Origin of the sequence: Ruegeria sp. TM1040 (assembly GCF_000014065.1) — a bacterium.
Classification (GTDB): domain Bacteria; phylum Pseudomonadota; class Alphaproteobacteria; order Rhodobacterales; family Rhodobacteraceae; genus Epibacterium.
Window position 1 is genome coordinate 543575 of the sequence record NC_008044.1, and the last position, 24234, is coordinate 567808.

Below are 24234 nucleotides of genomic sequence, written 5' to 3' on the forward strand. Positions count from 1 at the left end.
CATGAGCGAGACGCAGTTTTTCGAAGATCCGACAGTTGAGCAGAAACTGGGCCTTGGCGTGCATGCTGCGGCGTTGATTGTCGTGTGCGTGGTGGTGCTCGTGGGCAATACCGTGGCCACTGACAACAGCCTGCCCGACGGGCTGGTCGGGCTCATTGTGTTGTGGCTGATCTCTATGGTGGGGCTGACGCTGACCGAGATCGTCCCGTTCAAACTGCCTTCGGTGGCGTGGATTTCGCTTGTCGGCATCATTGCAACCTTGCCCTGGACCCCCGGCAGCGCCTGGGTGCTGGATAAGGTTGCGCATGTAAACTTCCTGACGCTCGCAACCCCGTGTTTGGCCTATGCGGGTATCGCGATTGCCAAACGCGAGATCGACATTGCCAAGACCTCGGGCTGGAAAATTGCGGTGGTTGCGGTTCTGGTGATGACAGGCACCTACGTGGGCTCGGCCGTCGTGGCGCAGATGTTCCTCTGATCTCGTGCTCTCGCCCTTGTCTTGCCGGGTGCAAATCGGGCGGGGCAAGGGCGGATTGCTCTAGGGTGGCCTCACGTGCCACCGCACAGGAGACAAAAAAGCCGCCAGCGGGAACCCCGCGGCGGCTTTCGTGTTTTGAGGACCAGTCCCTCAGAAATCCCAGTCGTCATCCTCGGTCGCAACTGCCTTGCCGATCACATAGCTTGAGCCGGACCCGGAAAAGAAGTCGTGGTTTTCATCCGACCCCGGCGACAGTGCGGCCATGATTGCCGGATTGACGCGGCAGGTCTCTTCCGGGAACAGGGCCTCAAAGCCAAGGTTCTGCAGCGCCTTGTTGGCGTTATAGTGCAGGAAGTTCTTCACATCCTCTGTGAGCCCAAGCCCATCATAGAGCTGCTCTGTGTAGCGCGCCTCGATATCATAGAGGTCAAACAGCAGACCAAAGGCAAAATCCTTCAGCTCCTTGCGCTCAGCCTCGCTGGCGCGCTCCAGGCCGCGCTGGAACTTGTAGCCGATGTAATAGCCGTGAATGGCCTCGTCGCGAATGATCAGACGAATGAGGTCTGCGGTGTTGGTCAGGCGCGCGCGGCTCGACCAGTGCATCGGCAGATAGAAGCCCGAATAGAACAGGAAGCTCTCAAGGAACACGCTGGCGATCTTTTTGCGCAGCGGCGAGGCGGTGGCGTCATATTCGCCGAGGATCAGACGCGATTTGGCCTGCAGATGCTCGTTTTCGGCCGACCAGCGGAAGGCTTCATCCACCTCGGTGGTCTGACAGAGGGTCGAAAACACCGAGGAATAAGACCGCGCATGCACCGCCTCCATGAAGGAGATGTTGCTCAGCACAGCCTCTTCATGCGGGGTGATCGCGTCCTGCATCAGGGTCGGCGCGCCCACGGCATTCTGGATTGTATCCAGAAGCGTGAGGCCAGTGAACACCCGAATGGTCAGGGTCTGCTCGTCCGGTGTGAGCTGGGACCAGGACTGGATGTCATTGGACAGCGGCACCTTTTCAGGCAACCAGAAGTTTACGGTCAACCGGTTCCAGATCTCGAGATCCTTGTCGTCCTGAAGCCGGTTCCAGTTGATCGCTTTGGGGACAGCGCGGGCTTGGGTCATATCTTTCATACACTCGATCTCAGCAGCTTGGGGGCAAGGCCCCTTCATCTTTTCCAAAATACCTCGGGGGAGGCCACGGAGGTGGCCGGGGGCAGAGCCCCCACCCGATTTACAGCGAACAGGACACGCAGCCTTCGACTTCGGTGCCTTCGAGGGCCTGCTGGCGCAGGCGGATGTAGTAGATCGTCTTGATCCCCTTCTTCCACGCGTAGATCTGCGCGCGGTTGATGTCGCGGGTCGATGCTTCCGCCGGGAAGAACAGGGTCAGTGAAAGCCCCTGATCCACATGCTGTGTCGCAGCCGCATATGTGTCGATGATCGCCTCAGGCCCGATTTCATAGGCATCGCGGTAATATTCGAGGTTGTCATTGGTCATATAGGGCGCGGGATAGTAGACGCGACCGATCTTGCCTTCCTTGCGGATCTCGATCTTTGCGGTGATCGGATGGATCGAGGAGGTGGCATAGTTGATATAGCTGATCGAGCCGGTGGGCGGCACCGCCTGAAGGTTGCGGTTATAAAGCCCGTGCTTCATCACCTTGTCGCGCAGCGCTTCCCAGTCCTTGCGGGTGGGGATCTCGACACCTGCGGTCTCAAACAGCTCTTTCACCCGGTCGGTTTCCGGCAGCCAGTCCTTCTCGACATATTTCTCAAAGAAGCTGCCATCGGCATAGGCCGAGTCTTCAAACCCTTTGAACTTGGATTTCTTTTCCTTTGCCAAGGCGTTCGAGGCGCTGATCGCGTGATACAGAACCGTGCAGAAGTAGATATTGGTGAAATCCACACCTTCTGCGCTGCCGTAATGGATGCGCTCGCGGGCGAGGTATCCATGCAGGTTCATCTGACCAAGACCAATTGCGTGGCCTTCTTCGTTGCCCTTGCGGATGGAAGGTACGGAGTCGATGCTCGACATTTCCGACACTGCATTGAGCGCGCGGATCGCGGTGCCCACAGTGCCTGCCAGATCGCCACCGTCCATCGCACGGGCGATGTTCATCGAGCCAAGGTTGCAGGAAATATCCGTGCCCATCTGCTCATAGGACAGGTCGTCATTGAATTTGGACGGCTCGTTGACCTGCAGGATCTCCGAGCAGAGGTTCGACATCGCGATGCGGCCCGCAATCGGGTTTGCGGCATTCACCGTGTCCTCGAACATGATGTAAGGGTAGCCGGACTCGAACTGGATCTCGGCAATGGTCTGGAAGAACGCGCGCGCGTTGATCTTCTTTTTGCGGATCTGCGGGTTGTCCACCATCTCGTGATATTTCTCGGTGACCGAGATTTCCGAGAAGGCCTGACCGTAGACCTTTTCCACGTCATGCGGCGAGAACAGATACATGTCCTCGTTTTTCTTGGCGAGCTGGAAGGTGATGTCGGGGATCACCACGCCAAGCGAGAGCGTCTTGATGCGGATTTTCTCATCTGCGTTTTCGCGCTTGGTATCCAAGAAACGCAGAATATCCGGGTGATGCGCGTTCAGATAGACCGCGCCCGCGCCCTGGCGTGCGCCCAGCTGGTTGGCGTAGGAAAAGCTGTCCTCAAGAAGCTTCATCACCGGGATGACGCCCGAAGACTGGTTCTCGATGCCCTTGATCGGGGCGCCGTGTTCACGAATGTTGGTCAGCATCAAGGCCACGCCACCGCCGCGTTTGGAGAGCTGCAGCGCCGAGTTGATGCCGCGTCCGATCGACTCCATGTTGTCTTCGAGACGCAAGAGGAAGCAGGACACAAACTCGCCACGGGCTTTTTTGCCGGCATTGAGGAAGGTTGGCGTAGCAGGCTGGAAACGACCGTCGATGATCTCCGACATCAGCTTCATCGCGAGCTTTTCATCGCCGCGTGCCAGCGTCAGCGCGTTCATCACCACACGATCTTCATAGCGCTCGAGATAGCGCTGCCCGTCACGGGTCTTGAGCGTGTAGGAGGTGTAGTATTTGAACGCCCCGAGGAAGGACGGGAAGCGGAACTTCTTGGCGTAGGCCGCATCCCAGATCTTGCGGTGGAAGTTGCGGGAATACTGATCCAGCACCTCCGGCTCGTAATAGCCTTTCTCGACGAGGTAGCCGAGCTTTTCATCCAGCGAGTGAAAGAACACGGTGTTCTGGTTCACGTGTTGCAGGAAATACTGCCGGGCCGCCATACGGTCGGCGTCGAACTGGATGTTGCCCTCGTCGTCATAGAGGTTCAACATCGCGTTCAGCGCGTGATAGTCGAGATCGGCGGTTACGCTTGCGTCAAGCATGTCTGCTGCTCCTGTGCCGCCCAGAACCGGGCGAGGCCCGCGCGCATGCGGGCGATGTCTGTTTCGGTTCCCGCCAACTCAAAGCGGTAAAGGACGGGGACATTGCATTTCTTGGCGATCACATCCCCCGCGAGGGCAAAGGTGTCACCAAAGTTGCGGTTGCCTCCGGCAATCACACCCCTGAGGAGGGCGCGATTGCGGCTGTTATTCAGAAATTTGATGACCGGTTTTGGCACTGCGCCCCGGCCTTCACCATCGGCAAAGGTTGGCGTCACCAACACATAGGGCGCATCTACTTCGGGGGAAGGCTCCGTCTGCGGCAGCCGCAGAGCCTCGAGCCCCAGTCGCTCCATCAAACGGGCCGTATTGCCCGAACGGGAGGAGTAATAGACAAGCCCGACCACTTACCCGGTCACCTTTTACCTTTACGCCAACTGGCCGATCAAGTCAGGGCGAAAACCAGCCCAGTGCTCTTCGCCAGCGACCACCACGGGTGCCTGACGATAGCCCAGACCCTGCACCATTTCCAGAGCAGCGGCATCTTCTGTCAGATCAACGAGGTCAAAAGAGATCCCTTTCGCCTCAAGAGCGCGGGTGGTGGCGGTGCACTGCACGCAGGCAGGTTTTGAATAGACAGTGATGCTCATCTGCAAGATCCCCTCAGGTGTTGTCCTTCTGGGCGGAGAGGCCACGGCAGCCGACACCGGTTCCGGTGTCAGATGACGCGTCCGGGCCCACCGCCGCGGTCGTCGTGTGTCGTGCTCTGGCAGGTCTCCTGGCTTCGCGGCTCAAACGCCCCCTCCCGCCTTCCCAACGCAGCGATGCGTCAGTGGCACGGGCAGGGCTTGCCGCTTACAGTTGCGGGGGCAGCACCGGATTTTCACCAGTTTCCCTCTTCGCTTGCGAGTCGCCTCGAAAGAACCAAAGCAACACGATATTGATGCAGATGCGCGAAATGGTCAATATATGGTGTAGGGCGCGGTGGTTTTTGTTTTCCACAGGGCAGGGTGTTCGCCCGCGGTTTCTTTGTGGCTGCAATGTAAGGGGATCGGCAAATTCGCACACCCTTACCCCCATCTTTATCCACAGTCTTGGATCAGACGGGCCGTGTGAAATTGTCGCGCAGCTGTGTCCTGCAAGACATACTGCATAGAAAGACGCCTCCGGCGCACGCCGCCCCGGTCCTCACGCCCCGCGATTGCGAGAATGCTGATGGGCTCTGGCGAGTGGGGTGAGCCAGTGCTCGCGCCGGTCTGTCCATAGCTCATAGGTCGGCGTGAACTGGTTTGGCTGATCCATTGCTCCGAGATGGAGCTCCACCTCACCTTCGCTGCATGAATAGACCGATGATCCGCATCTCGGGCAAAAATGGCGGCCCTGATATTGTTGCGTCTGGCCGAATACTTCGACCGCCTCAGCCGGGTAAACCGCCGCGGCCCAGAACACCGCACCATGGTGCTTGCGACAATCCATGCAGTGACACAGGCCGACACCGATGGGGGACCCGGAGGCTCTGACGCGGATATCGCCGCACAGGCAGCTTGCAGTGACCTCGGACATGGTGGACCTCCTCAGCGCATGAGGGCTCAGCTTGCCTGGTGGTCTGCTCCGGTCAAGGCAAACCTGGCACGGGTGCGATTGGCAAAGGCCACCAGTGTCAGCATCACTGGAACCTCGACCAGTACGCCAACCACGGTTGCGAGCGCCGCCCCGGAGTGAAGCCCAAAGAGGCTGATCGCGACAGCCACCGCCAGTTCAAAGAAATTCGACGTCCCGATCAGCGCGCAGGGTGCTGCGATCCGATGTGGCACCCGCAGCGCATAGGCGGCGCCATAGGCGAGAAAGAAGATCCCGTAGCTCTGGATCAGGATGGGCACGGCGATCATCGCAATCACGCTCGGGCGGTCCAGAATGACCTGACCTTGCAGGCCAAACAGGATCACCACCGTTGTGATCAGCCCCAGCATCGAGAGCGGTTTGATCCGTGCGAGAAAGGCCGTGATACGCGCCTCTTCCGCCAAACGGTTGCGGGTCCAGAGACCGGCCATCAGCGGCAGAGCAACAAACAGCACCGCCGACAGGATCAGCGTGCTCCATGGCACCTCAATGTCCGTGACACCCAAGAGAAAGGCCACGATAGGGGCAAAGGCCACCACCATGATGAGATCGTTCACCGAGACTTGCAGCAGGGTGTAGCTTTCGTCGCCCCGGGTGAGTTGCGACCACACAAAAACCATCGCGGTGCAGGGCGCGGCCCCCAAAAGGATCAGCCCCGCGATATACTGCTGTGCGTCTTGTGGCTCCAGAAAGGGCGCAAAGACCACCTCGAAGAACAGCACGCCAAGTGCGGCCATGGTAAAGGGTTTGATCAGCCAGTTGACCACCAGCGTGATCGCAAGGCCCTTGGGCTGGCGCGCCACATCTCGTAGGCTTCGTGGGTTCACGCCAATCATCATCGGGTAAACCATGGCCCAGATCAGTGCCGCGACCACTAAATTGACACGGGCCACCTCCAGCGCGGCGATGGCCTCCATCACGCCGGGGGCCAGACTGCCAAGCGCAATGCCGGCCGTCATCGCCAATGCCACCCAGAGGCTCAGGTATTTCTCGAAGATGCTCATGCCGTGGCTCTTTCAGATGTAGGGGCAGAGAGGCGCCCTGCAGCCAATGCGCTAAGTGCGATCATCAGGGCTGCGGTGCCAAGGCAGGCCGCGACCCCGCCCAGTTGATAGGTGAGACCAGAAAGCAACGTGCCCAGGAGCCGCCCACCCGCATTGGCCATGTAGTAAAAGCCCACATCCATCGTGACCCGCTCGTCCTTGGAGAAGGCAAGGATCAGGTAGGAATGCAGGGAGGAGTTCACCGCAAAGAGCGCCCCAAACAGCAAGAGGCCGATGACCAGTGTTGCCGTGAGCCAAGGCGCGGGCGCGCCAGACATCACCACGGCCACGGTCAGCGCCGCCGGAACCAACGCCAGCAGGCTCGCCCAGTGCCGCGCGGCGGAAATCAGCTCTGCCTCAGAGCGGCTCGAGGCCCGTAGGATGCGCGGCGCCGCCGCTTGCACCGCCCCGTAGCAGATGATCCAGACTGCCATGAAGCTGCCGATCATGAAGAACGCCGCGCGGTTGCTGGCCTCGGTGCCGTCCGAGATGACGGCGTAGAAGTAGACCGGAATGCCGACCACGAACCACACATCGCGCGCCCCGAAGAGAAACACCCGTGCCGCCGAGAGCCAGTTGATGTTGGCGGACTTGGAGAAGACCTCGGAAAATTTCGCGCCTTTGCGTCCCGTCGGCAGCCCCTTTGGCATCGCGATCAGAACCGCAATCAGGATCGCGGCCAGGATCAGCGCCATTCCGAGCGTGGCCCATGTGAACCCGGCAAGCGCCAGAAGCACCGCGCCCAGCCCAAAGCCCAGCCCTTTGACCGCGTTCTTGGACCCTGTCAGCACCGCAACCCAGCGAAACAGCCCGTCGCCTTCTTTGGGGGCGAGCAGTTTCACGGCAGATTTGGACGCCATCTTGGCCAGATCCTTCGCCACACCCGACAGGCCCTGAACTCCCATCACAAAGGCAACCGACGTGGCGATCTGCCAGCCGGGATCAAGCTGCGTCAATGCAAGCAGCGCCACCACTTGCAGCGCAAGCCCCGCATAAAGTGTGGTCGTCAACCCGAAACGCGCAGCAATCCAGCCCGCCGAGAGGTTGGTGACCATGCCCGCGATCTCGTAGAGTATAAAGAGATAGGCCAGCTGCACCGGGCTGAAGCCCAGCGTGTGAAAGTGCAACAGCACCAACATGCGCAGCGCGCCATCCGTGAGCATGAAGGCCCAATAGGCTGCGGTCACCGCCATATAGGCGGCGAGGCCATTTTGCGCGGGCGATTGGGTCACAGGCTCTCACCCACCATCATCGCCACGTCCACCAGACGATGCGCATAGCCCATCTCATTGTCGTACCACGCATAGATCTTCACCTGCGTTCCGTTCACGACCATGGTCGAAGGCGCATCCACAATAGAGGACCGCGTGTCGTTGGTGTAATCGGCCGAGACCAGCGGGCGCAGCTCATAGCCAAGGATGCCGTCGAGTGCGCCATTGGCAGCCTCCTTGAAAAAGGCATTCACCTCTTCAACGGTGGTGTCGCGCGCGACCTCAAAGACGCAATCCGTGAGTGAGGCATTGAGAAGCGGCACCCGCACGGCGTGGCCGTTCAGCTTCCCTTCTAGCTCCGGGTAGATCAGCGTGATCGCCGTGGCGCTGCCGGTGGTGGTCGGGATCAGCGAGTTGAGCGCCGAGCGCGCGCGCCGCAGATCCTTGGCAGGGCGGTCCACGATGGTCTGGGTATTGGTTACGTCATGGATCGTTGTCATTGATCCGTGTTTGATGCCGATCCCCTCGTGCAGCACTTTGACCACGGGCGCGAGGCAGTTAGTGGTGCAGCTTGCCGCGGTCACAATCCGATGGCGGGACGGGTCATAGATGTCATGATTGACACCCATCACGATATTCGCCGCATCTCCGTCCTTGACCGGGGCAGAGACCACGACCTTTTTTACGCCAGCCTCAAAGTAAGGTGCAAGCTTTGCGTCGGTCTTAAAAACGCCGGTACAGTCGATCACGACATCAACGCCGTCCAGCGGCAGATCCGCAAGATTGGTCTTGTTCAGAACGGGCAGGCGGGTGCCGTCGATGGTGATGCTTTCGGCATCGCATGTGAATTCTGCGTCCCAGCGGCCATGAACCGTGTCAAACTCCAGAAGATGCGCGTGCATTTCAGCATCGCCCACCGCGTCATTGATCCAGGCGATCTGAGCGCCGCGCTCGAGCAGGGGGTTGAGGGCCAGTTTGCCCATCCGGCCGAGGCCATTTACTGCGTAGACGGTCATCTGCTGTCCTTTATATCGATTGGGTCGCGCCCCTTGGGGCTTCAGTGTGTGCGGGCGATGTCGTCAACCGCCCGTTGCAGCGAAATCCGGTCCAGCTCCGTAAAGGGCAGGGCGGCAAAGGCGCGGATCCGGTTCTTGAGCGTGCCATAGGCCTGCTGAAAGGCGAGACTCTGTTCCGCTTCGCTGCCTTCGGCCTTGACCGGGTCAGGCATGCCCCAGTGGCCAGAGATCGGCTGACCTTCCCACGCCGGGCATTCCTCATTGGCGGCGCGATCACAGACGGTAAAGACGAAGTCGAACTTTGGCGCGGTATCCCCGATAAACTCGGAGACGTTCTTTGCGCGCAGCCGGCTCACGTCATGGCCCTTGCTGCGCAACACGTCGAGCGCGACCGGGTTCAGCTCGGAATAGGGGCGGGTGCCCGCCGAGTAGACATTGAACCGCTCGGCGCCCTCGCTGTGCAGGATCGTTTCGGCAAAGATCGACCGGGCAGAGTTGCCGGTACAGATGAAGAGGACATTGTATTTAGAGTCGGGCATGGCGGGGACCTCTGATGTCATGTCTGCAGACGCGGGAACGCAGAGGTCCGGACGGCCACGGCAGCAGTCGAGAAACAGGGCATCAAGCGTTTCGCGCATGCCTGTCATATCGACCTGATAGTTGAGCCATGTGCCCTCGCGGGTTTGCGTCACCAATCCGGCCTGCATCAAAGCAGATAAATATGACGACAATGTACTGGGCTTCACATCCAGCGCTGTCGCGATCTCTCCCGCAGGAACACGGTCGGGATAGCGGCGCATCAAAAGCCGAAACACCATGAGGCGCTGCGGGTGGCCCAGAACGGACAGGCGAAGGGGAATCTCTTTTTCCATATTTCGGGTTTTATCGAAATATTGATGCGGTGCAAGAAAATTCAGCCAGGTCGCACTAGGTGGCCGGAAGCCTTTGCCAAAAGGCCGGTGTTCCGGTTCTGAAAGGCTCCTTGGGCGGAGCAGTCTTAGGGTGCGCCTTGTCGAAGTTCGGGTCATCGGGCCGGGTGGTCGGGAACAGCTAAAAGTTTAACGACCTGCGGAGCGATTCAGAGGATCTTAATCCGGGTAAATGTGGCAGAAAGGACAATTTCTGCCGCTCCGACCTGCCGATTTATGAAGAAATTACCCTCCAAACCGAGAACAATGCGCACTCATCGATGCGAGAGAAGATACAATTTGTTATAAATTTCAGGATATTAGTGACAATTTGTCCAAATTGTTAACTTTTCCACCTGCAAATCCTTAATTTTCTGGCATTCTGGCAACGTCTGACCTGGGGGGGTTAAGATTTGTTAAGACTGACACAATCAATCCATGTTTTGGTCCAAGGCCTGCAAGGGCCAGCCATATTCCAGCCGCACGCCTGAACGAGTGTGGAGTTGTGGGAACATGGAGTGGAAACATGAGACGAGTGCTTGCGATTATCGCGGCTTGCTTATCCTTAGGCCTTGCCGAAACAGCGACTGCTAAAGATGGACGTGCCAGCAGCCTTCCGGGGTGGGAAGCGGTTGGTAGATTGAATATTGCTGGCAAGTATATGTGCACCGGCACGTTGATTGCACCAAATCTGGTACTAACGGCGGCGCATTGCGTGTATGACGCTCGCACCGGCCAGCGGGTGAACCCGCGCGGTATCCGTTTTGAAGCGGGGCTTGATGGGCGCCGGGTCAAAGCGCAGCGTTCTGTGTCAAAAGCAGTGGTGCATCCGGCCTATGAATTCCGCACCGGCGGAAACTCGCAGCTCGGTGCCGATCTTGCGGTTCTGCGTCTGTCTCAGCCGATCAACCGCTCTGACATCCGCCCCTTTGCGATGTCGGCCTCCGCCAATCAGGGCGCCAGCGTGGATGTGCTCTCTTATAGCTATCACAACGCCACCCGCGCCAGCCGCGAACAGGATTGTCAGGTGCTGTCGCGGCGGACCCGGACCCTCGTGATGTCGTGCAGAGTGGATTTTGGGGCCTCGGGTGCTCCGGTTCTGGAAATCACGCCCGGCCAGCCGCCCAAGATCGTCTCGGTGATCTCGTCCAAGGCTGCCATGGGGCGTCGCCCGGTCTCGATCGGAACGGCTCTGGACCGGACCCTGCGGGCGATGATGCAAAACGCGATCTGAGGACCTTTTTATAGACCGCACGCGACATGTGGCCAAAACGGCAAACCGTCGCCGCGTAAGCATCCAGAGTTATCGACAGGATCCGGTGCCAGAATGGCAACCGGACATTGTCGTTTCCCACCTATGGCTCCCGGAAGGCTTCGCGTGATTTATAGAGCGGTTTCAACAGGTAACTGAGGATCGTCTTTGATCCGGTTTGCAGCTCTGCCGTGGCGCGCATGCCTGGGCGGATTTCGATTTGTTTCTGGCGCGCGGTCAGGCTGGAGCGGTCTACGCGCACGGTGACCCGGTAAAACGGGGCCGCGCGGGGGTCGCGCTCATCCTCAAAGGTATCGGCGGACACGATGTCCACCTTGCCCCGGAGCGAACCATAAATCGTGTAGTCATAGGCGGTGAGCTTGATGGTCACATCCTGCCCGCGCTGCACATTGGCGATGTCTTCGGGTTTGACACGGGCTTCGACAAAGAGCTCTTCGCCCAAAGGAATGATCTCGAGGATCTCATCACCGGGGCGCACCACGCCACCGATTGTGGTCACGGCGAGGCTGTTGACGATCCCCGCCATGGGCGAGGTGATGACCGTCCGGTCAAGCTGGTCACGCGCAAGCCGCTGTTCCTGACGCAGCGAAGTCAGCTCGCGCAGGGTGTCGGAATATTCTTCGGCGAGCGTCAATTCGGCCTGGGTACCGATCTCGTCGAATTTGGCCTGCGCGTCGCTCACCTTTTTCTTGGCCTCGTTCACCTCAAGCAGTGCGACAATCTTCTGTTCGTGCAGGGACTGCAGGTTGGAAAGCTCGTTCTTCAGCTGCCGCAGGATGTCCTCGGCGCTGTTGCGGCGGCTGTCAAAGTCGCTCTGACGCGCCTTGAGCAGCGCGCGTTCCGAGGCAAGGATGTCCGGTGAACGGCTTGCCAGTGCGTCAGGGACGGCAAACTCATAGGCTCCCTCGATCTCCGCCTCGAGGCGGTATTGCTTGATCTCAAGCGCATCAATCTGGTCTTGAAGGTCGTCTGAGGCTGCCCGAAATTTGGTATCCTGCAGCTTGGCGAGGATCTGCCCGGCCTGCACGGTATCGCCCTGACGCACATAGAGTTCCGCAAGGATGCCGCCTTCGAGGTTCTGTACGATTTGCGCCCGCGAGGAGGAGACAACCTGTCCGTCGGCGCGCACGATCTCGTCCACCGAGGCGAAACCGGCCCAGGTGACAAACATAACGAGCACCAGCGCCACCAGCTTGATCATGCGGCTGGCGCCATGGGTGCCTTCAAGGATGTCCATGTCTGCTGCGATGCTCATGAGGCTTTGCTCCCCCCGTTCAGATGCGCCAACACCTCGTCGCGTGGCCCGTCCACAACCATGCGCCCGGCCTGCAGGATCAAGGTGCGGTTGGTGAGCGACAGGATCGGCATACGGTGCGTTGCAACAATGGCAGTGCGCGTCCCGAGCCAGCTGTCCAGACGGCTCACCAGCGTGCGTTCAAGCGTCTGATCGAGCGCCGCGGTGGGTTCGTCCAAAAGCACGACCGACGGGTTCTGCAAGTGCAGGCGCGCCCATCCCACAGCTTGACGCTGACCGATTGACAGGCCCGCGCCTCCGTCACCGATTTCAAGGTCGAGCCCGCGCGGGTGTCCCCGCACGAATGCCGCAAGCCCTGCAAACTCAAGCGCCTCCATGATTCGCTCGTCTTCATGAGGCAGATAGGAGAGGTTCAGGTTGTCGCGCAGCGTGCCTGCAAAGAGGCGCACCTCCTGGCCGAGATAGCCGATGTGGCGCCGCAGGTCGCGCGGCTCGATCTGGCTCATATCGGTGCCGTCCAGCATCACGCGCCCACGTTCGGGGGTGTAAAGCCCGGCGAGCAGCTTCAGGAGCGTCGATTTCCCGGACCCGTTGACGCCAAGAATGGCAACGCGCTGACCGGGGAGCACCGCAACCGCTGGAACATCTACTGTCGGCGCTGCATCAGGGTCATAGCGAAATACGACTTCGCGCAGCTCAAAACGGCCTTCGATGCTCTCGCGGCGCAGGTAGGCGCGGCCCTTTTCGCGCTCCTGCGGGGCGTCTGCGATCATATCAAGCGCATCCAGCGCCGCACGCACATTGCTCCAGCGCGCCAGCGTGCCTGCAAACTGCGTGAGCGGAGCGAGTGTGCGGCTTGTCAGGATACCTGTTGCGATGATGGTGCCGACCGTGAACTCACCGGCGAACACCATATAAGTCCCCAGAATTACAGCACAAATATAGGTTGCCTGCTGCACCCCCTGCGACCAGTAGGTGAGCGCACTTGCGAGTTTGCGCTGGCCGTTGGAGGCCTGAGAGGACAGGAGGTTCAGCTCATCCCAGAGCCGCAGAACACGTTCCTCGCCACGTTGGGTCTTGATGGTCTCCATCTCATTGACCACCTCATTCAGCAGCCGCCCGCTCTTGGTGGAGGCACCTTGCGCCAGTCGTGTCATCGCCAGCATCTTTTTCTGGATGAAGTAGGCGGGCAACAGCATCAGGACGGCGCCGATCAGGATGACATAGACGACCGGCCCACCAATCGAGGCGACCAGCAAGAGGAACACCGCGATGAAGGGCACGTCGGCCAGGGTCGACAGGGTTGAGGAAGTAAAGAACTCGCGCACCGAGGCAAAATCTCGCAGCGCTGCAAAGAGACCCGACGGGGGCAGGGGGCTCTGATCCATCTTGAGGCCGATCACCCGACGCATCAGCTTGTGCTGCACGGCCATATCGATTTGGCGGCCTGCCGCATCGGTGATCCGGGCACGTGCCAGCTTCAGGATGCCTTCCATCCCGATCGCCATGAGAGCCCCGACGGCGAGCACCCAGAGGGTCGCCTGCGACTGATGGGGCACCACGCGGTCATAGACCTGGAGGGAGAACAATGCCACCGCAACCGCGAGTACATTGGCAACCAGAGAGCCCAGCATGATCTCGCCCATCTGTCTGCGATACTTGGGGAATTCTCCCCAGAACCAATGCGAGGTATCCAGCTGAGGCGTATGGCGCTGCGTCAGTTGCGACAGGGTCGCGCGTGTCGTGAGGATCTGGCCCGCATAATAGGGCATGAACTCCTGCATTGGCACTTCGGCGCGCCCATCGGGGCAGGAGCTGTCGTAAATGGTAACGCCAGCCTTGCCCTGAGAGAGCACCAGAACGGGCTGTCCGCCCTGCATGATGGCGATGCCCGGCCAGTGCCGGGGTGTGGGGCGTTTCACGCTTTGCACGCGGGCCTTGAGGCCAGCGGTGATCAGCGCGCTCATCATGGCTTCGGGGCGCAGGGCTGCGGGACCGCTGGCCTGAAGATGCTCGAGCATATCCTGTGCGTGAAGCGTGCAGCCCCGCAAAGCTGCAAGGCGACAGAGCAGCTGTGCCCGTGCTTTGAGGCGTCCCAACGTGTCTTCCGCCGCGACCATGGACGCAGAGGCAGCTTCGGTCTCGCGAGCCGTTTGCGGCGCGGGCTCCGGGCGCATCTGGTCTTGATCCGCTGCTTCGGCGTTCTGTGGATCCTCTTCGGGTTCGAAAGTGGCCAGTGGCTCTGTTGCCGGCGCGGCGTCCGGCTTTGTTGCGGCAGGGCGGGGCGCCACGAAGGATTCGATCTCAATTGGATCTACGGCAGGGGGGGCTTGCGTTTGGGGGGCGGCGGGTGTCTCGGCTGCTGCGGGCTTTGCTTTGCGTTGCAGAAACTTAGGGACAGAGAGCCGCGCATCCAACTTGGCTTCGGCGTTTGCGGGCTTTGGGTTCGCTGTCGGCGCGACCATGGAGATCTTGACCGGCCCCTCGGTCTGGTTCGCAGCGTCTCCGCGTCGTTTGCGGGTCAGGTTGGGCGTGATCGAAGACAGCTTCAGCCCACGTTTTGCGGGCTTGGAGGCGGGGGGTGCGGGCGTATGCGAGTCCTGATCCGTCAAATCTTGTCCCCATCTGCAAGCAGACCCAGAGAGGCGGCGAGTGCCAGTTGGATCATGACCACTTCATATTTCGCGTCGATATAGGCCTGCTCGCGTTTCACCAGTTCCTCGTAGATCGGGATCACGTCCATCACCGGTCTTTGACCGGCCTCGAACTGGGCTTTGAACAGGTTGTAGGTCTCGCGGCTGGCGCGTGACAGGGCCAAGGCCTCGCGCTCCTGGCGGCGATAGGACGCAAGACGTTGCATCTCGCGGCTGTATTCACGGCGGGCATCTTCTTCTGCCTCACCAATCCGGCGCAAGGCCGCTTGTTTGGAGGCCTCGACCGCGCGCAGGGCGGCTGGCGTGCCCAGTCCGAGAGGTTCGGCAAGGTTCAGCAAAACGCCGGCGCCATTGCCCTCGCTGCCGACCTGTCCGCTGGCCGAGACCTGCGGCAGCAGGCCGGCGCGTTCCATCTTGGCCTGTTCAATGGCGCGGGTGGCCTCCGACTTGGCTTTGAGGACGCTTAGATAGTTGCTGCCATCCGGTGGCAGATCTAGGCTCAGGCGTTGGGGCGAGGCTGGAAAACTCTGCCCCGTCATGGCTTGAAGCTCTGCACGGGCGGTGCGTGCGGCATCATTGGCTGTGGCCATGCTCGATTGCATGCCACTGATTTTGGATTGCACCACATTGAGGTCGGAGCGGTCTGAAACGCCACCATTCACCCGCCCTACAACCACGCGTTCAAAGTCGCGCATGGTACGGATGGCGCGGTGGGCGTAGGCGGCTTTCTCATCGCCGCGCAAACCGGATACATAAAGCGAGAGCGCGGTTTTGACGCGGTCGTTCATATCTGCCGAGAGGGTCACGGCAGCCACTTCGACGTCCGCGGCGGCAAAGGCGCGCTCGGCCTTGCGACGTCCGTTGTCGAAAAGAACCTGCTCGAGGAGCATGCTGGCCACCATCTCGCCGAGATCGTTCAGGCTGACGGTTGGCCGCAGCGACGGCAGCCAGTTCGTCGATTTTGCCTCTGCACGCAGCTTGGCACTGATCAGCGCAGCTTCGGACGCCCGGGCAGATGCCGAGAGCGCCGCAGAGGCCACCGTGTCATATGCGGTGCCACCCTGCAGCAGGGATTGGCGCTGCATCAGCGCCGTGATCACTTCCGATTGGGGCGCGTCTTCGGCCTGCGCGAAATTGCTGCGCCCCGCGGTGCTGTCTTGCGTACCCGACAGGGTGCCGGGGAGTGGCAGACCACACGCCGTCAGGCTGCACAAAAGTGCAACGGCAGAAATGCGTCGTGCCAGAGCCATAGAAATCCCTCGTGCCTCAAACTGTCCCGCGGTTTGTCCGTGGGTTATTGCGTGCGCGCAGCCCGTAGCCTTGCCTGAAGAGGCAGCAAGGGGCTGCGCGGAGCTGTCTTAGATGACCGGTGTGCCGTTCAGGCTGATGCCGGCGTCTTCTTCGATCAACACGGTGGCATCGCCGATCGAATAGGCGCTGTAGCCGCTCACGGTAGAGGTGATCTCCGTCGCGCCTGTCAGCGTGACCTCATGGGTCACATTCGCCAGCTCATCCGCGCGGATGGTCAAGGTGTCGGAGTTGTCCGACATCTCCTTGATCAGCGCCTCGGTGAGCACAAGGTTTGCACCGTCGGTGCCATCTTCGAACACAAGGTCGATGGCATCGATGTTGAACCCATCGAGTCCGGAGAGCAGGCTCGATGTAGGGTTCTCCTGGTCGATCACGAGGGTCGAGGATTTGTTGCCGGCATCATCCGTGCTTTGCACGATCAGGTTGGCGCCATCCGAGATCGGAGTGTCAAGGTCGAGTTTATCAACACCCGAAATCCCCGAGGACGTCTCGGTCGCGTCCAGTTGCGTTGCATTGCCGCTGCTGTCCAGCGAATACATCGTCAGGGCATCATCGGATTCATCGAGGAAGATACTCTGGATTTGGCCCGCGATTGTCGTGGTGCCTGCAAACTCTGGCGTTTCATAGAGCGTATCGATGTCGATCGGCTGCATGAGTGTGTCGACGTTGCCCGCCGGATCGGTCGCGGTCACGGTCGCGACCAGTCCGCCCTGCGAGAAACTGCCGATGTCATCGCCATCTACGGTCAGGCTCCAGTTGCCGCTGCTGTCGACCACGGCGTCATGGGTCGTGCCGTTGATCTCAACCGAGACACTGGATCCCTCTTCAACGGTGCCTTGCAAGGTGAAGCCCTGCTGCATCTGCTGAAGGTTCACACCCACGGTATCGTTCTGATCTGCCGAGGTGTAGTTGGTCACTTCGGTATCATAGGCCACGGTGTCGGTATCGCTTGCAGTATTGCCTGCGCTGTCCTGAATCGTCGCCGAGATGTCGAGATCGCCGGTGCCTTCGGGGATTTCGCTGGCGGCAAAATCATAGGACCAATCACCGTTGGAATCCGCAACCACCGTGCCCTGCGCCGTTCCAAGCTGGACGGTCACTGTCTCGCCGGGCGTTGCGGTGCCGGTGATGGTCACGCCATCGGCGCGCTCGTCTTCGTTGATCACATCATCGGTTTCGATGGGATCATCGCTCAGTTGAACAAAACCAGCCTCGGTATCGACCGCAATGGTCGAGTCGGCAGTGGCGCTGTTGCCTGCAGTATCGGTCGATGTGACCGAAATATCAGCGTCATAGGTGCCACTGGGCAAGGTGCCCGCCTCATAGATGACGGACCATGTGCCGTTGCTGTCGGCGGTGGTCGTGCGGGTTACCCCCTCGACCACCACCTCGACGGCGGCGCCTGCTTCTGCAGTGCCGGTGATCGCAACACCCGCGGCGGCTGCGGCCTCGGCGGCGTTGATCAGATCATCGCCCCCCGCAAGACCCGTGTCGATTGCCACCGTTGTTTCGGTGTCCACTACCAGCACATCGCTGCTCACGGTGGAGTTGCCGTGCGGATCGGTGGTCGTGATCTCGATGTCTGTTTCGTACTCGCCGGTATCGATTTCATCGGAGCTGAACGTCACCGTCCAGTTGCCATTCTCATCGACGGTTGTGGTCTGGCTGTGGCCCTCGATCACAAGTGTGACCGTTGCGCCCGCCTCACCGGTACCGCTGATGATCGTCCCGCTTTCCTGTTCGTCGCCATTGACGATGTCATTCACGGATTTGGTGCCTTCGGTGACGATCACAGTCGGCGCTTCGGTATCGATGTCGATGGTGGGGCCATCAAGATCGTCGTAGGTGGTGCCGTCTGGCGCAACCACGTCCACGACAGTTTCATAGACGCCGTCCCCCGGTAGATCCGAAGTTGGGAAGTCCACCGACCAGGTGCCATCCTCGCCCACTGTTGTGGTGCCGGTGACACCGCCAATATCGACTTCTACCGTAGAGCCTGCCTCGCCGGTGCCGGTGATGGTCACCCCGTCAGGGTCGCCCTCAGGAACATCATAGGTGCCATCGGCGTCGTCGACGGTTGGCACGATTGCGCCATCTCCGTCTCCACCACCGCCGCCACCGCCGCCGACAAGAACCGCCGCGCCTGCCGCTGCTGCGCCGAGCCCGCCGAGACCGCCAAGCAGCGGTGCCGCCAGGGGCGCAACCACGGGTTCGATCCGGTCCACATCAAGGAAGACCATGTCGTCGTAGGCGCTCCACTTGCCGGAGATATCAATCGGCTCGTAGCTGGCAAACAGCATCCCGTCGGCCTTGTCTTCAAGCACGACTTCGATGAAATCGCCCCCGTCACTGAGGAAGAGGTTTTTGGACCCGGTCGCGACGGGATCATAGAACCCCTCCAACTCGACAACGGTCCCATCAAACAATGTAATGTGAAGATCGCGACCGCGCCGCGCGTAACTCTGTACGTCGCTGGGATCGAGATTGAGGGAAATATCCGTCGCGCCATTGGTCGGAATGACGGAGGGGGAACCTTCTGCAGAGGTCCCATGCTGGTTCGTACCCGAAGCGTTGCGGGTAATATATGCAACGGTGCTCATGCTCAACTGCTCACTTTATAAGCGCACGCGGAGAGACTTACCTCGCGCCGCTGGGTTCATTAGCCTGTATGTGTCTGCCTTGTGCCGTCTTTGCGGCGTTATTGAGGTTAATATGCATTCAACTTACTTAAGCTGTCTAGACCGTGATTGGTCTTTTGCGCCCGGATTGAGGGCAGATCGTGCCTCAAACACCTCACTTTTTGCCCAAGTCGCCGATGCGTGACCTCGCGCAGCTAAAAACACTCGAAGGTGTTAATATTTGATTAACCATAATTGACGCGCTCATCCGGGGTGGGGTGTCTCGGTGACAGGCGGCGCGCGCGTTGTGGTGAAATGCCCCGCTTTGAAGGCGTATCTGGCCCTAAGACACACGGGTTTCGCGTGCAACTGAAGCAAAGTTACGTTCAAATTTACCGGTGTTAATAGAAAATATACCAAACTTAGGTATCAAGAGGGGCATATGTAGTGTATGCTACAAAGAAAACAGATCCGACGCTAAGCCCCTTGGCAGCGGTGGAAACCCACCTACCATCAGGTAGAGAGAGGGTTGCCGACTGATCATGCGGCCAATAGCGCCGAGCAGACCCAACAAATAACCACAAACGCGGATACCTTCATGGCCCTCGTCAGGCCACCCTGTTCGCGTGCGATCCCAAAACCCAGGAGGCCGGGTAACGACGTTAACCAGGAGGCGAGACCCCGATGAATAAAGTTGCAGAGCTTTTTGCAGAGGCCTATGGCCAGACGCGCGAGCAGGAAATGTCTTTGCAGGACTATCTCATGGCCTGTCGCGATGACCCAAGCATGTATGCAAATGTTGCAGAACGGATGCTGAAGGCCATTGGTGACGAGGAACTCGTAGATACATCGAAGGACGCCCGACTGGGGCCGATTTTCCAGAACCGGACCATCAAGCGATACTCCGCCTTCAAGGATTTCTATGGCATGGAGGACACGGTCGAGCGGATCGTGGGATATTTTCGCCATGCAGCGCAGGGCCTTGAGGAGCGCAAACAGATCCTCTACCTGCTCGGACCGGTGGGCGGTGGCAAGTCATCGCTTGCGGAACGGCTAAAGCGCATTGTTGAGGATGAACCGATCTACGTCCTGAAGGCGGGCGATCAGATGTCGCCGATCTTTGAAAGCCCGCTGGGCCTGTTTGACCCCGTGCGCATGGGCAAACTCCTTGAAGAAGAATACGGGATCGCCACCCATCGTCTGCCGGGCCTGATGTCACCCTGGGCCGTGCAGCGCCTTGATGAGTTCGAAGGCGACATCAACAAGTTTACCGTTGTGAAACTCCACCCCTCCCGCCTGCGTCGCATCTGTGTCGCCAAGGTCGAGCCGGGGGACGAGAACAATCAGGACATCTCCACCCTTGTCGGTAAGGTCGATATTCGCCAGCTGGAGCACTTTAGCCAAGACAATCCAGATGCCTACAGCTTTTCTGGTGGGCTGAACCGCGCCACGCAGGGTGTGCTTGAATTCGTCGAGATGTTCAAAGCGCCGATCAAGATGCTGCACCCGCTGCTAACCGCGACGCAGGAAGGCAACTATATGGGGACGGAGAGCTTTGGCGCGATCCCATTCAATGGCCTGATCCTAGCGCACTCGAACGAAAGCGAATGGCAGACGTTCAAGAACAACAAAAACAATGAGGCCTTTATCGACCGGGTGTCGATCGTGAAGGTGCCTTACTGTCTGCGGGTCTCGGACGAGGCGCAAATCTACGAAAAACTGATCCAGAATTCCGAGCTGCGCGAGGCACCCTGCGCGCCGGAAACCCTCAAGATCCTCAGCCGTTTCTCGGTGCTGACGCGTCTGAAGCCGCATGAAAACTCCAACCTTTACAGTAAGATGCGGGTCTATGACGGCGAAAGCCTGAAGGACACCGACCCCAAGGCCAAGACGGTGCAGGAATATCAGGACCGCGCTGGTGTTGATGAGGGTATGAACGGTGTCTCCACCCGCTTTGCCTTCAAGGTTCTCTCGTCGGTGTTCAACCACGACACGCAAGAGGTCGCCGCCGATCCGGTGCATCTGATGTATGTGCTCGAAGGGATGATCAAACGCGAGCAGTTCCCCCAGGAGACCGAGCAGAAATACCTGGAGTTCATCAAGACCGAACTGGCCCCCCGCTATGAAGAATTCATCGGCAACGAAATCCAGAAAGCCTATCTCGAGAGCTATACGGAATACGGCCAGAACGTCTTTGATCGCTATATCTCTTATGCGGATGCATGGATCGAGGAGCAGGACTACAAGGATCCTGACACCGGTCAGCTTTATGATCGTGAGGTGCTGGACGCGGAGCTCTCCAAGATCGAAAAGCCTGTGGGGATCGCAAATCCCAAGGACTTCCGCAATGAGGTCGTGAAATTCGCCCTGCGTCATCGCGCCAACACCGGGTCAAATCCGGCATGGAACTCCTACGAGAAACTGCGGGATGTGATCGAGAAACATATGTTCTCTCAAGTCGAAGAGCTGCTGCCGGTGATCTCTTTTGGCTCCAAGAAAGACAGCAAGACCGAGAGCAAACACCAAGAGTTCGTCGAGCGCATGCGCGCCCATGGCTACACCGACAGGCAGGTCCGACGCCTTGTCGAGTGGTACATGCGGGTGAACAAGGCGGGCTAACAGGCGGGAGGTGTCTTCATGCACCACTTCATCGACAGGCGCGCAAATCCAAAAGGCAAGAGTTTGGGGAACCGGCAACGGTTCCTCAGACGCGCGCGCGAAAATATCAAGGAACGTGTAGATCGCTCCGTAAAGGAAAAATCCATTGGGGCAGGGGAGACCGTGCCAGAGAATGGTGAAAAGATAACAATTCCTTCCAAGGGCCTAAAAGAGCCGCGGCTGTATCATGGTCCCGGCGGGAACCGGCGGCATGTGTTGCCCGGTAACAAGGATTTTGTGGTCGGCGACACCCTCGACCGCCCTCAGGGCGGCGCCGGGGAAGGCGGGCGTCAGGCTTCTGAGGATGGGGGGGGGATGACGAGTTTTCCTTCACCCTGACACGGGATGAATATCTCGAAATCCTGTTCGACGGGCTGGAGCTGCCGGATCTGGTGGAAAAAGCCACGGTAGAGACGGAAACCATCGGCACCCGTCGCGCTGGCCTGACAACGGCTGGTACGCCCAACAACCTCAATCTGGTGCGCACCATGCGCAATTCCTTGGGGCGCCGCATCGCGCTGCAGCGCCCGAGCACGCAAACGCAGCGGGACCTGGAGGCGCAGGTCGCCGAATTGGAGGAGATCGAGGCCCGCTCGCCGAGCCAAGACGAATTACTGGCCGAGCTCGTCGCAAAGCTTGATGGCATCAAGCGCAAGCGCCGGGTTGTGGGCTACATCGACCCGCTCGATTTGCGCTATGATACCTTTGTGCCGGAGAAAATCCGCAACTCCCGCGCGGTGGTGTTTTGCCTGATGGATGTTTCGGGCTCGATGCAGGAGCGTGAAAAGGATCTCGCGAAACGGTTTTTCCTGCTTCTACATCTGTTCCTGACGCGTGGCTACGAGCACACGGAGATCGTCTTTGTCCGCCACACCCACTATGCGCAGGAAGTGGACGAAGAGACTTTCTTTTATGCCCGCGAAACCGGTGGGACTATTGTCTCTACGGCGCTGGAAAAGATGAAGGAAATCATCGACGAGCGCTATCCGCCGGATGAATGGAACATCTACGGTGCGCAGGCCTCGGACGGGGAGAATTTTGGCAACGACTCGGTGCGGTGTCGCAAGATCCTGACCGAGCAATTGCTGCCGATGTGTCAGTTCTACGCCTATGTGGAAATCGTCGAAGAAAGCGCGCAGATGCTTTTGGACAATACCGAGGCGGGTGAGGACCTGTGGCAGAACTACCGGCAAGTCAAAGAGGCCTGCCGCCATTTTGAGATGCAGCGCGTCTCGGAGCCGGGTCATATCTATCCGATCTTCCGGGAGTTCTTCCTGCCCAAAGTGAAAGGCTGACCGCGATGGAGACTGCAAAAACCGCCACCGCCCCCCTGTTTGATGGGCCAGAGTGGACGTTTGAGCTCTTGGAGAAGGCCCGCGACGCGATTGAGAAAATCGCGCTGGGCGATCTGGGTCTGGACGTCTATCCCAACCAGATCGAGATTATTTCGGCCGAGCAGATGCTCGATGCGTATTCTTGTGTGGGGCTGCCGCTGATGTATCAGCACTGGTCCTTTGGGAAACACTTCGCCCGTGATGAGGCGCTCTATCGCACCGGGCGTCAGGGGTTGGCCTATGAGATCGTCATCAACTCCAATCCCTGCATCAGCTATAATATGGAAGAGAACACCATGGCGATGCAGACGCTGGTGATGGCGCATGCGGCGTTCGGGCATAACCACTTCTTCAAGAACAACTATCTGTTCCAGCAATGGACCGATGCGGATGGCATTCAGGACTATCTGGCCTTTGCCAAGAATTACATCGCCGCCTGCGAAGAGCGTTATGGCTTTGATGCGGTGGAGGAAATTCTGGATGCAGCGCACGCGCTACAAAGCCAGGGTGTCTTTCGCTATGGCCGCCCGCCCAAGCCCACAATCGAGGAACGCCGCGCGATGCAGCAGTTGCGTGAAGCCTATGAAAAAGGCCAGAGCGCGCTGGATATCTGGACAGATGCAACACTGGGTCTGAAGCGGGATGCGGATGCGCCGGATGCGGATCTGGATCATTCAGAGCGACGCAAGCGGATGAACCTGCCGCAGGAGAATATTCTCTATTTCTTGGAAAAGCACAGCCCTGTGCTTGAACCCTGGCAAAGGGAGATCCTGCGCATCGTGCGCATGTTGGCGCAGTATTTTTATCCGCAGAAACAGACCAAGGTGATGAACGAGGGCTGCGCAACCTTCGTGCATTACTACATTATCAACGAACTCTACGAGCAGGGGCTGATTACCCAGGGCGCGATGATGGAGATGATGCACAGCCACACAAATGTGGTGATGCAGCCCGAATATGACGATCCGCGCTATTCTGGCATCAACCCTTATGCGCTGGGCTTTGCGATGATGCAGGACATCCGACGGATTTGCGAGGAACCGACGGAGGAGGATCGAGAATGGTTCCCGGATATCGCTGGGAGCAAGGATTGGCGCGGTGTCCTGCGCAACGCATGGGCCAATTACCGCGATGAGAGCTTTATCCAGCAATATCTCTCGCCGCATCTGATCCGTAAGTTCAAGCTCTTTACGCTGACGGATGATGAGAGCCACCCCAAACTGGTGATCAGCCAGATCCATAACCGCGCGGGCTACAAGGCGATCCGCCGCGATCTCGCGAAACAGTATGATCTTGCCTATATCGAACCGGATATCCAGGTGAGCGATGCGGATCTCAAGGGGGATCGCACGCTGAAGCTCGTGCATAAGGTGCGCGACAACGTGCATCTGGCCGAAGCTGACCGGGATGAGGTGCTCAAACACTTGCGCAGGCTATGGGGGTATGACGTGAAACTCGACGCGGTTGCGGACGGACCACAGTAAAACCTGCGAACCT

17 protein-coding genes, 1 pseudogene and 1 riboswitch are annotated in these 24234 nt (G+C 59.3%); of the genes and pseudogenes, 5 read left to right on the top strand and 13 right to left on the bottom strand.

Annotated elements, in window-relative coordinates:
- Nucleotide 1 precedes the first annotated feature (1 nt).
- Nucleotides 2-478, top strand: coding sequence for a hypothetical protein (locus tag TM1040_RS06905; protein WP_011537865.1), 477 nt, complete (start codon nt 2-4; stop codon nt 476-478).
- Between the two features lie 150 nt (nt 479-628).
- Here TM1040_RS06905 and nrdF read toward each other — a convergent pair whose 3' ends face one another.
- From nrdF to TM1040_RS06945, 9 genes are all read right to left on the bottom strand, one after another.
- Nucleotides 629-1606, bottom strand: a complete 978-nt coding sequence (nrdF, locus tag TM1040_RS06910) for a class 1b ribonucleoside-diphosphate reductase subunit beta (protein WP_044026669.1) — start codon at nt 1604-1606, stop codon at nt 629-631.
- Nucleotides 1607-1706: 100 nt separating this feature from the next.
- Nucleotides 1707-3839, bottom strand: coding sequence for a class 1b ribonucleoside-diphosphate reductase subunit alpha (gene nrdE, locus TM1040_RS06915; RefSeq protein WP_011537867.1), 2133 nt, complete (start codon nt 3837-3839; stop codon nt 1707-1709).
- A complete protein-coding gene (gene nrdI / locus TM1040_RS06920) occupies nt 3821-4243 on the bottom strand; it encodes a class Ib ribonucleoside-diphosphate reductase assembly flavoprotein NrdI (protein ID WP_011537868.1) in 423 nt (140 codons plus the stop codon). Before nrdI ends, nrdE begins: the two co-directional genes overlap by 19 nt.
- A 21-nt stretch (nt 4244-4264) precedes the next feature.
- On the bottom strand, nt 4265-4486 hold the full coding sequence (gene nrdH / locus TM1040_RS06925) for a glutaredoxin-like protein NrdH (protein WP_011537869.1): 222 nt from the start codon (nt 4484-4486) through the stop codon (nt 4265-4267).
- 100 nt (nt 4487-4586) lie between these two features.
- Nucleotides 4587-4780, bottom strand: a riboswitch (cobalamin riboswitch).
- Between the two features lie 244 nt (nt 4781-5024).
- Complete coding sequence (locus TM1040_RS19985; RefSeq protein ID WP_011537870.1) at nt 5025-5399, bottom strand: GFA family protein; 375 nt, start codon at nt 5397-5399, stop codon at nt 5025-5027.
- Nucleotides 5400-5425: 26 nt separating this feature from the next.
- Complete coding sequence (arsB, locus tag TM1040_RS06930; RefSeq protein ID WP_011537871.1) at nt 5426-6460, bottom strand: ACR3 family arsenite efflux transporter; 1035 nt, start codon at nt 6458-6460, stop codon at nt 5426-5428.
- Complete coding sequence (gene arsJ, locus TM1040_RS06935) at nt 6457-7731, bottom strand: organoarsenical effux MFS transporter ArsJ (protein WP_011537872.1); 1275 nt, start codon at nt 7729-7731, stop codon at nt 6457-6459. The genes arsB and arsJ overlap by 4 nt, the downstream gene beginning before the upstream one ends.
- A complete protein-coding gene (locus TM1040_RS06940) occupies nt 7728-8726 on the bottom strand; it encodes an ArsJ-associated glyceraldehyde-3-phosphate dehydrogenase (protein WP_011537873.1) in 999 nt (332 codons plus the stop codon). Before TM1040_RS06940 ends, arsJ begins: the two co-directional genes overlap by 4 nt.
- A 41-nt stretch (nt 8727-8767) precedes the next feature.
- The gene (locus TM1040_RS06945; RefSeq protein ID WP_011537874.1) at nt 8768-9598 is read right to left on the bottom strand and encodes a helix-turn-helix domain-containing protein; all 831 of its coding nucleotides are present in this window, start codon (nt 9596-9598) and stop codon (nt 8768-8770) included.
- A 697-nt stretch (nt 9599-10295) separates the two neighbouring features.
- On the opposite strand from TM1040_RS06945, the gene TM1040_RS06950 reads away from it, so the two are divergent.
- Nucleotides 10296-10868 carry a trypsin-like serine peptidase gene (locus TM1040_RS06950; protein ID WP_044026670.1) on the top strand — a complete coding sequence of 191 codons (573 nt, stop codon included), beginning with the start codon at nt 10296-10298 and terminating at the stop codon, nt 10866-10868.
- Nucleotides 10869-10989: 121 nt separating this feature from the next.
- Here TM1040_RS06950 and TM1040_RS06955 read toward each other — a convergent pair whose 3' ends face one another.
- From TM1040_RS06955 to TM1040_RS06970, 4 genes are all read right to left on the bottom strand, one after another.
- Entirely contained in the window at nt 10990-12162 is a 1173-nt protein-coding gene (locus TM1040_RS06955) for an HlyD family type I secretion periplasmic adaptor subunit (protein WP_011537876.1), read from the bottom strand.
- Nucleotides 12159-14774: a type I secretion system permease/ATPase gene (locus TM1040_RS06960; protein WP_011537877.1), complete on the bottom strand. Its 2616-nt coding sequence runs from the start codon at nt 14772-14774 to the stop codon at nt 12159-12161. The genes TM1040_RS06955 and TM1040_RS06960 overlap by 4 nt, the downstream gene beginning before the upstream one ends.
- Nucleotides 14771-16066, bottom strand: a complete 1296-nt coding sequence (locus TM1040_RS06965; RefSeq protein ID WP_011537878.1) for a TolC family protein — start codon at nt 16064-16066, stop codon at nt 14771-14773. The genes TM1040_RS06960 and TM1040_RS06965 overlap by 4 nt, the downstream gene beginning before the upstream one ends.
- Before the next feature lie 108 nt (nt 16067-16174).
- Nucleotides 16175-18727: an Ig-like domain-containing protein gene (locus TM1040_RS06970; RefSeq protein ID WP_011537879.1), complete on the bottom strand. Its 2553-nt coding sequence runs from the start codon at nt 18725-18727 to the stop codon at nt 16175-16177.
- Between the two features lie 702 nt (nt 18728-19429).
- Here TM1040_RS06970 and TM1040_RS06975 point away from each other — a divergent pair.
- The 3 genes and pseudogenes from TM1040_RS06975 (at nt 19430) to TM1040_RS06985 (ending at nt 24221) form a co-directional block, all read left to right on the top strand.
- The gene (locus tag TM1040_RS06975) at nt 19430-21364 is read left to right on the top strand and encodes a PrkA family serine protein kinase (protein ID WP_011537880.1); all 1935 of its coding nucleotides are present in this window, start codon (nt 19430-19432) and stop codon (nt 21362-21364) included.
- 18 nt (nt 21365-21382) lie between these two features.
- Nucleotides 21383-22698, top strand: a pseudogene (locus tag TM1040_RS06980) (YeaH/YhbH family protein).
- Nucleotides 22699-22703: 5 nt separating this feature from the next.
- On the top strand, nt 22704-24221 hold the full coding sequence (locus TM1040_RS06985) for a SpoVR family protein (protein ID WP_011537883.1): 1518 nt from the start codon (nt 22704-22706) through the stop codon (nt 24219-24221).
- Nucleotides 24222-24234 lie beyond the last annotated feature (13 nt).

Excerpts from the sequence above, each read along its gene's own strand:
- TM1040_RS06975 (WP_011537880.1), top strand. The coding sequence starts at position 19,430 with ATGAATAAAGTTGCAGAGCTTTTTGCAGAGGCCTATGGCCAGACGCGC.
- TM1040_RS06985 (WP_011537883.1), top strand. The coding sequence starts at position 22,704 with ATGGAGACTGCAAAAACCGCCACCGCCCCCCTGTTTGATGGGCCAGAG.
- TM1040_RS06905 (WP_011537865.1), top strand. The coding sequence starts at position 2 with ATGAGCGAGACGCAGTTTTTCGAAGATCCGACAGTTGAGCAGAAACTG.
- TM1040_RS19985 (WP_011537870.1), bottom strand. The coding sequence starts at position 5,399 with ATGTCCGAGGTCACTGCAAGCTGCCTGTGCGGCGATATCCGCGTCAGA.
- nrdF (WP_044026669.1), bottom strand. The coding sequence starts at position 1,606 with ATGAAAGATATGACCCAAGCCCGCGCTGTCCCCAAAGCGATCAACTGG.
- TM1040_RS06950 (WP_044026670.1), top strand. The coding sequence starts at position 10,296 with ATGTGCACCGGCACGTTGATTGCACCAAATCTGGTACTAACGGCGGCG.
- TM1040_RS06945 (WP_011537874.1), bottom strand. The coding sequence starts at position 9,598 with ATGGAAAAAGAGATTCCCCTTCGCCTGTCCGTTCTGGGCCACCCGCAG.
- nrdH (WP_011537869.1), bottom strand. The coding sequence starts at position 4,486 with ATGAGCATCACTGTCTATTCAAAACCTGCCTGCGTGCAGTGCACCGCC.
- TM1040_RS06955 (WP_011537876.1), bottom strand. The coding sequence starts at position 12,162 with ATGAGCATCGCAGCAGACATGGACATCCTTGAAGGCACCCATGGCGCC.
- nrdE (WP_011537867.1), bottom strand. The coding sequence starts at position 3,839 with ATGCTTGACGCAAGCGTAACCGCCGATCTCGACTATCACGCGCTGAAC.
- TM1040_RS06970 (WP_011537879.1), bottom strand. The coding sequence starts at position 18,727 with ATGAGCACCGTTGCATATATTACCCGCAACGCTTCGGGTACGAACCAG.
- TM1040_RS06940 (WP_011537873.1), bottom strand. The coding sequence starts at position 8,726 with ATGACCGTCTACGCAGTAAATGGCCTCGGCCGGATGGGCAAACTGGCC.
- arsB (WP_011537871.1), bottom strand. The coding sequence starts at position 6,460 with ATGAGCATCTTCGAGAAATACCTGAGCCTCTGGGTGGCATTGGCGATG.
- TM1040_RS06965 (WP_011537878.1), bottom strand. The coding sequence starts at position 16,066 with ATGGCTCTGGCACGACGCATTTCTGCCGTTGCACTTTTGTGCAGCCTG.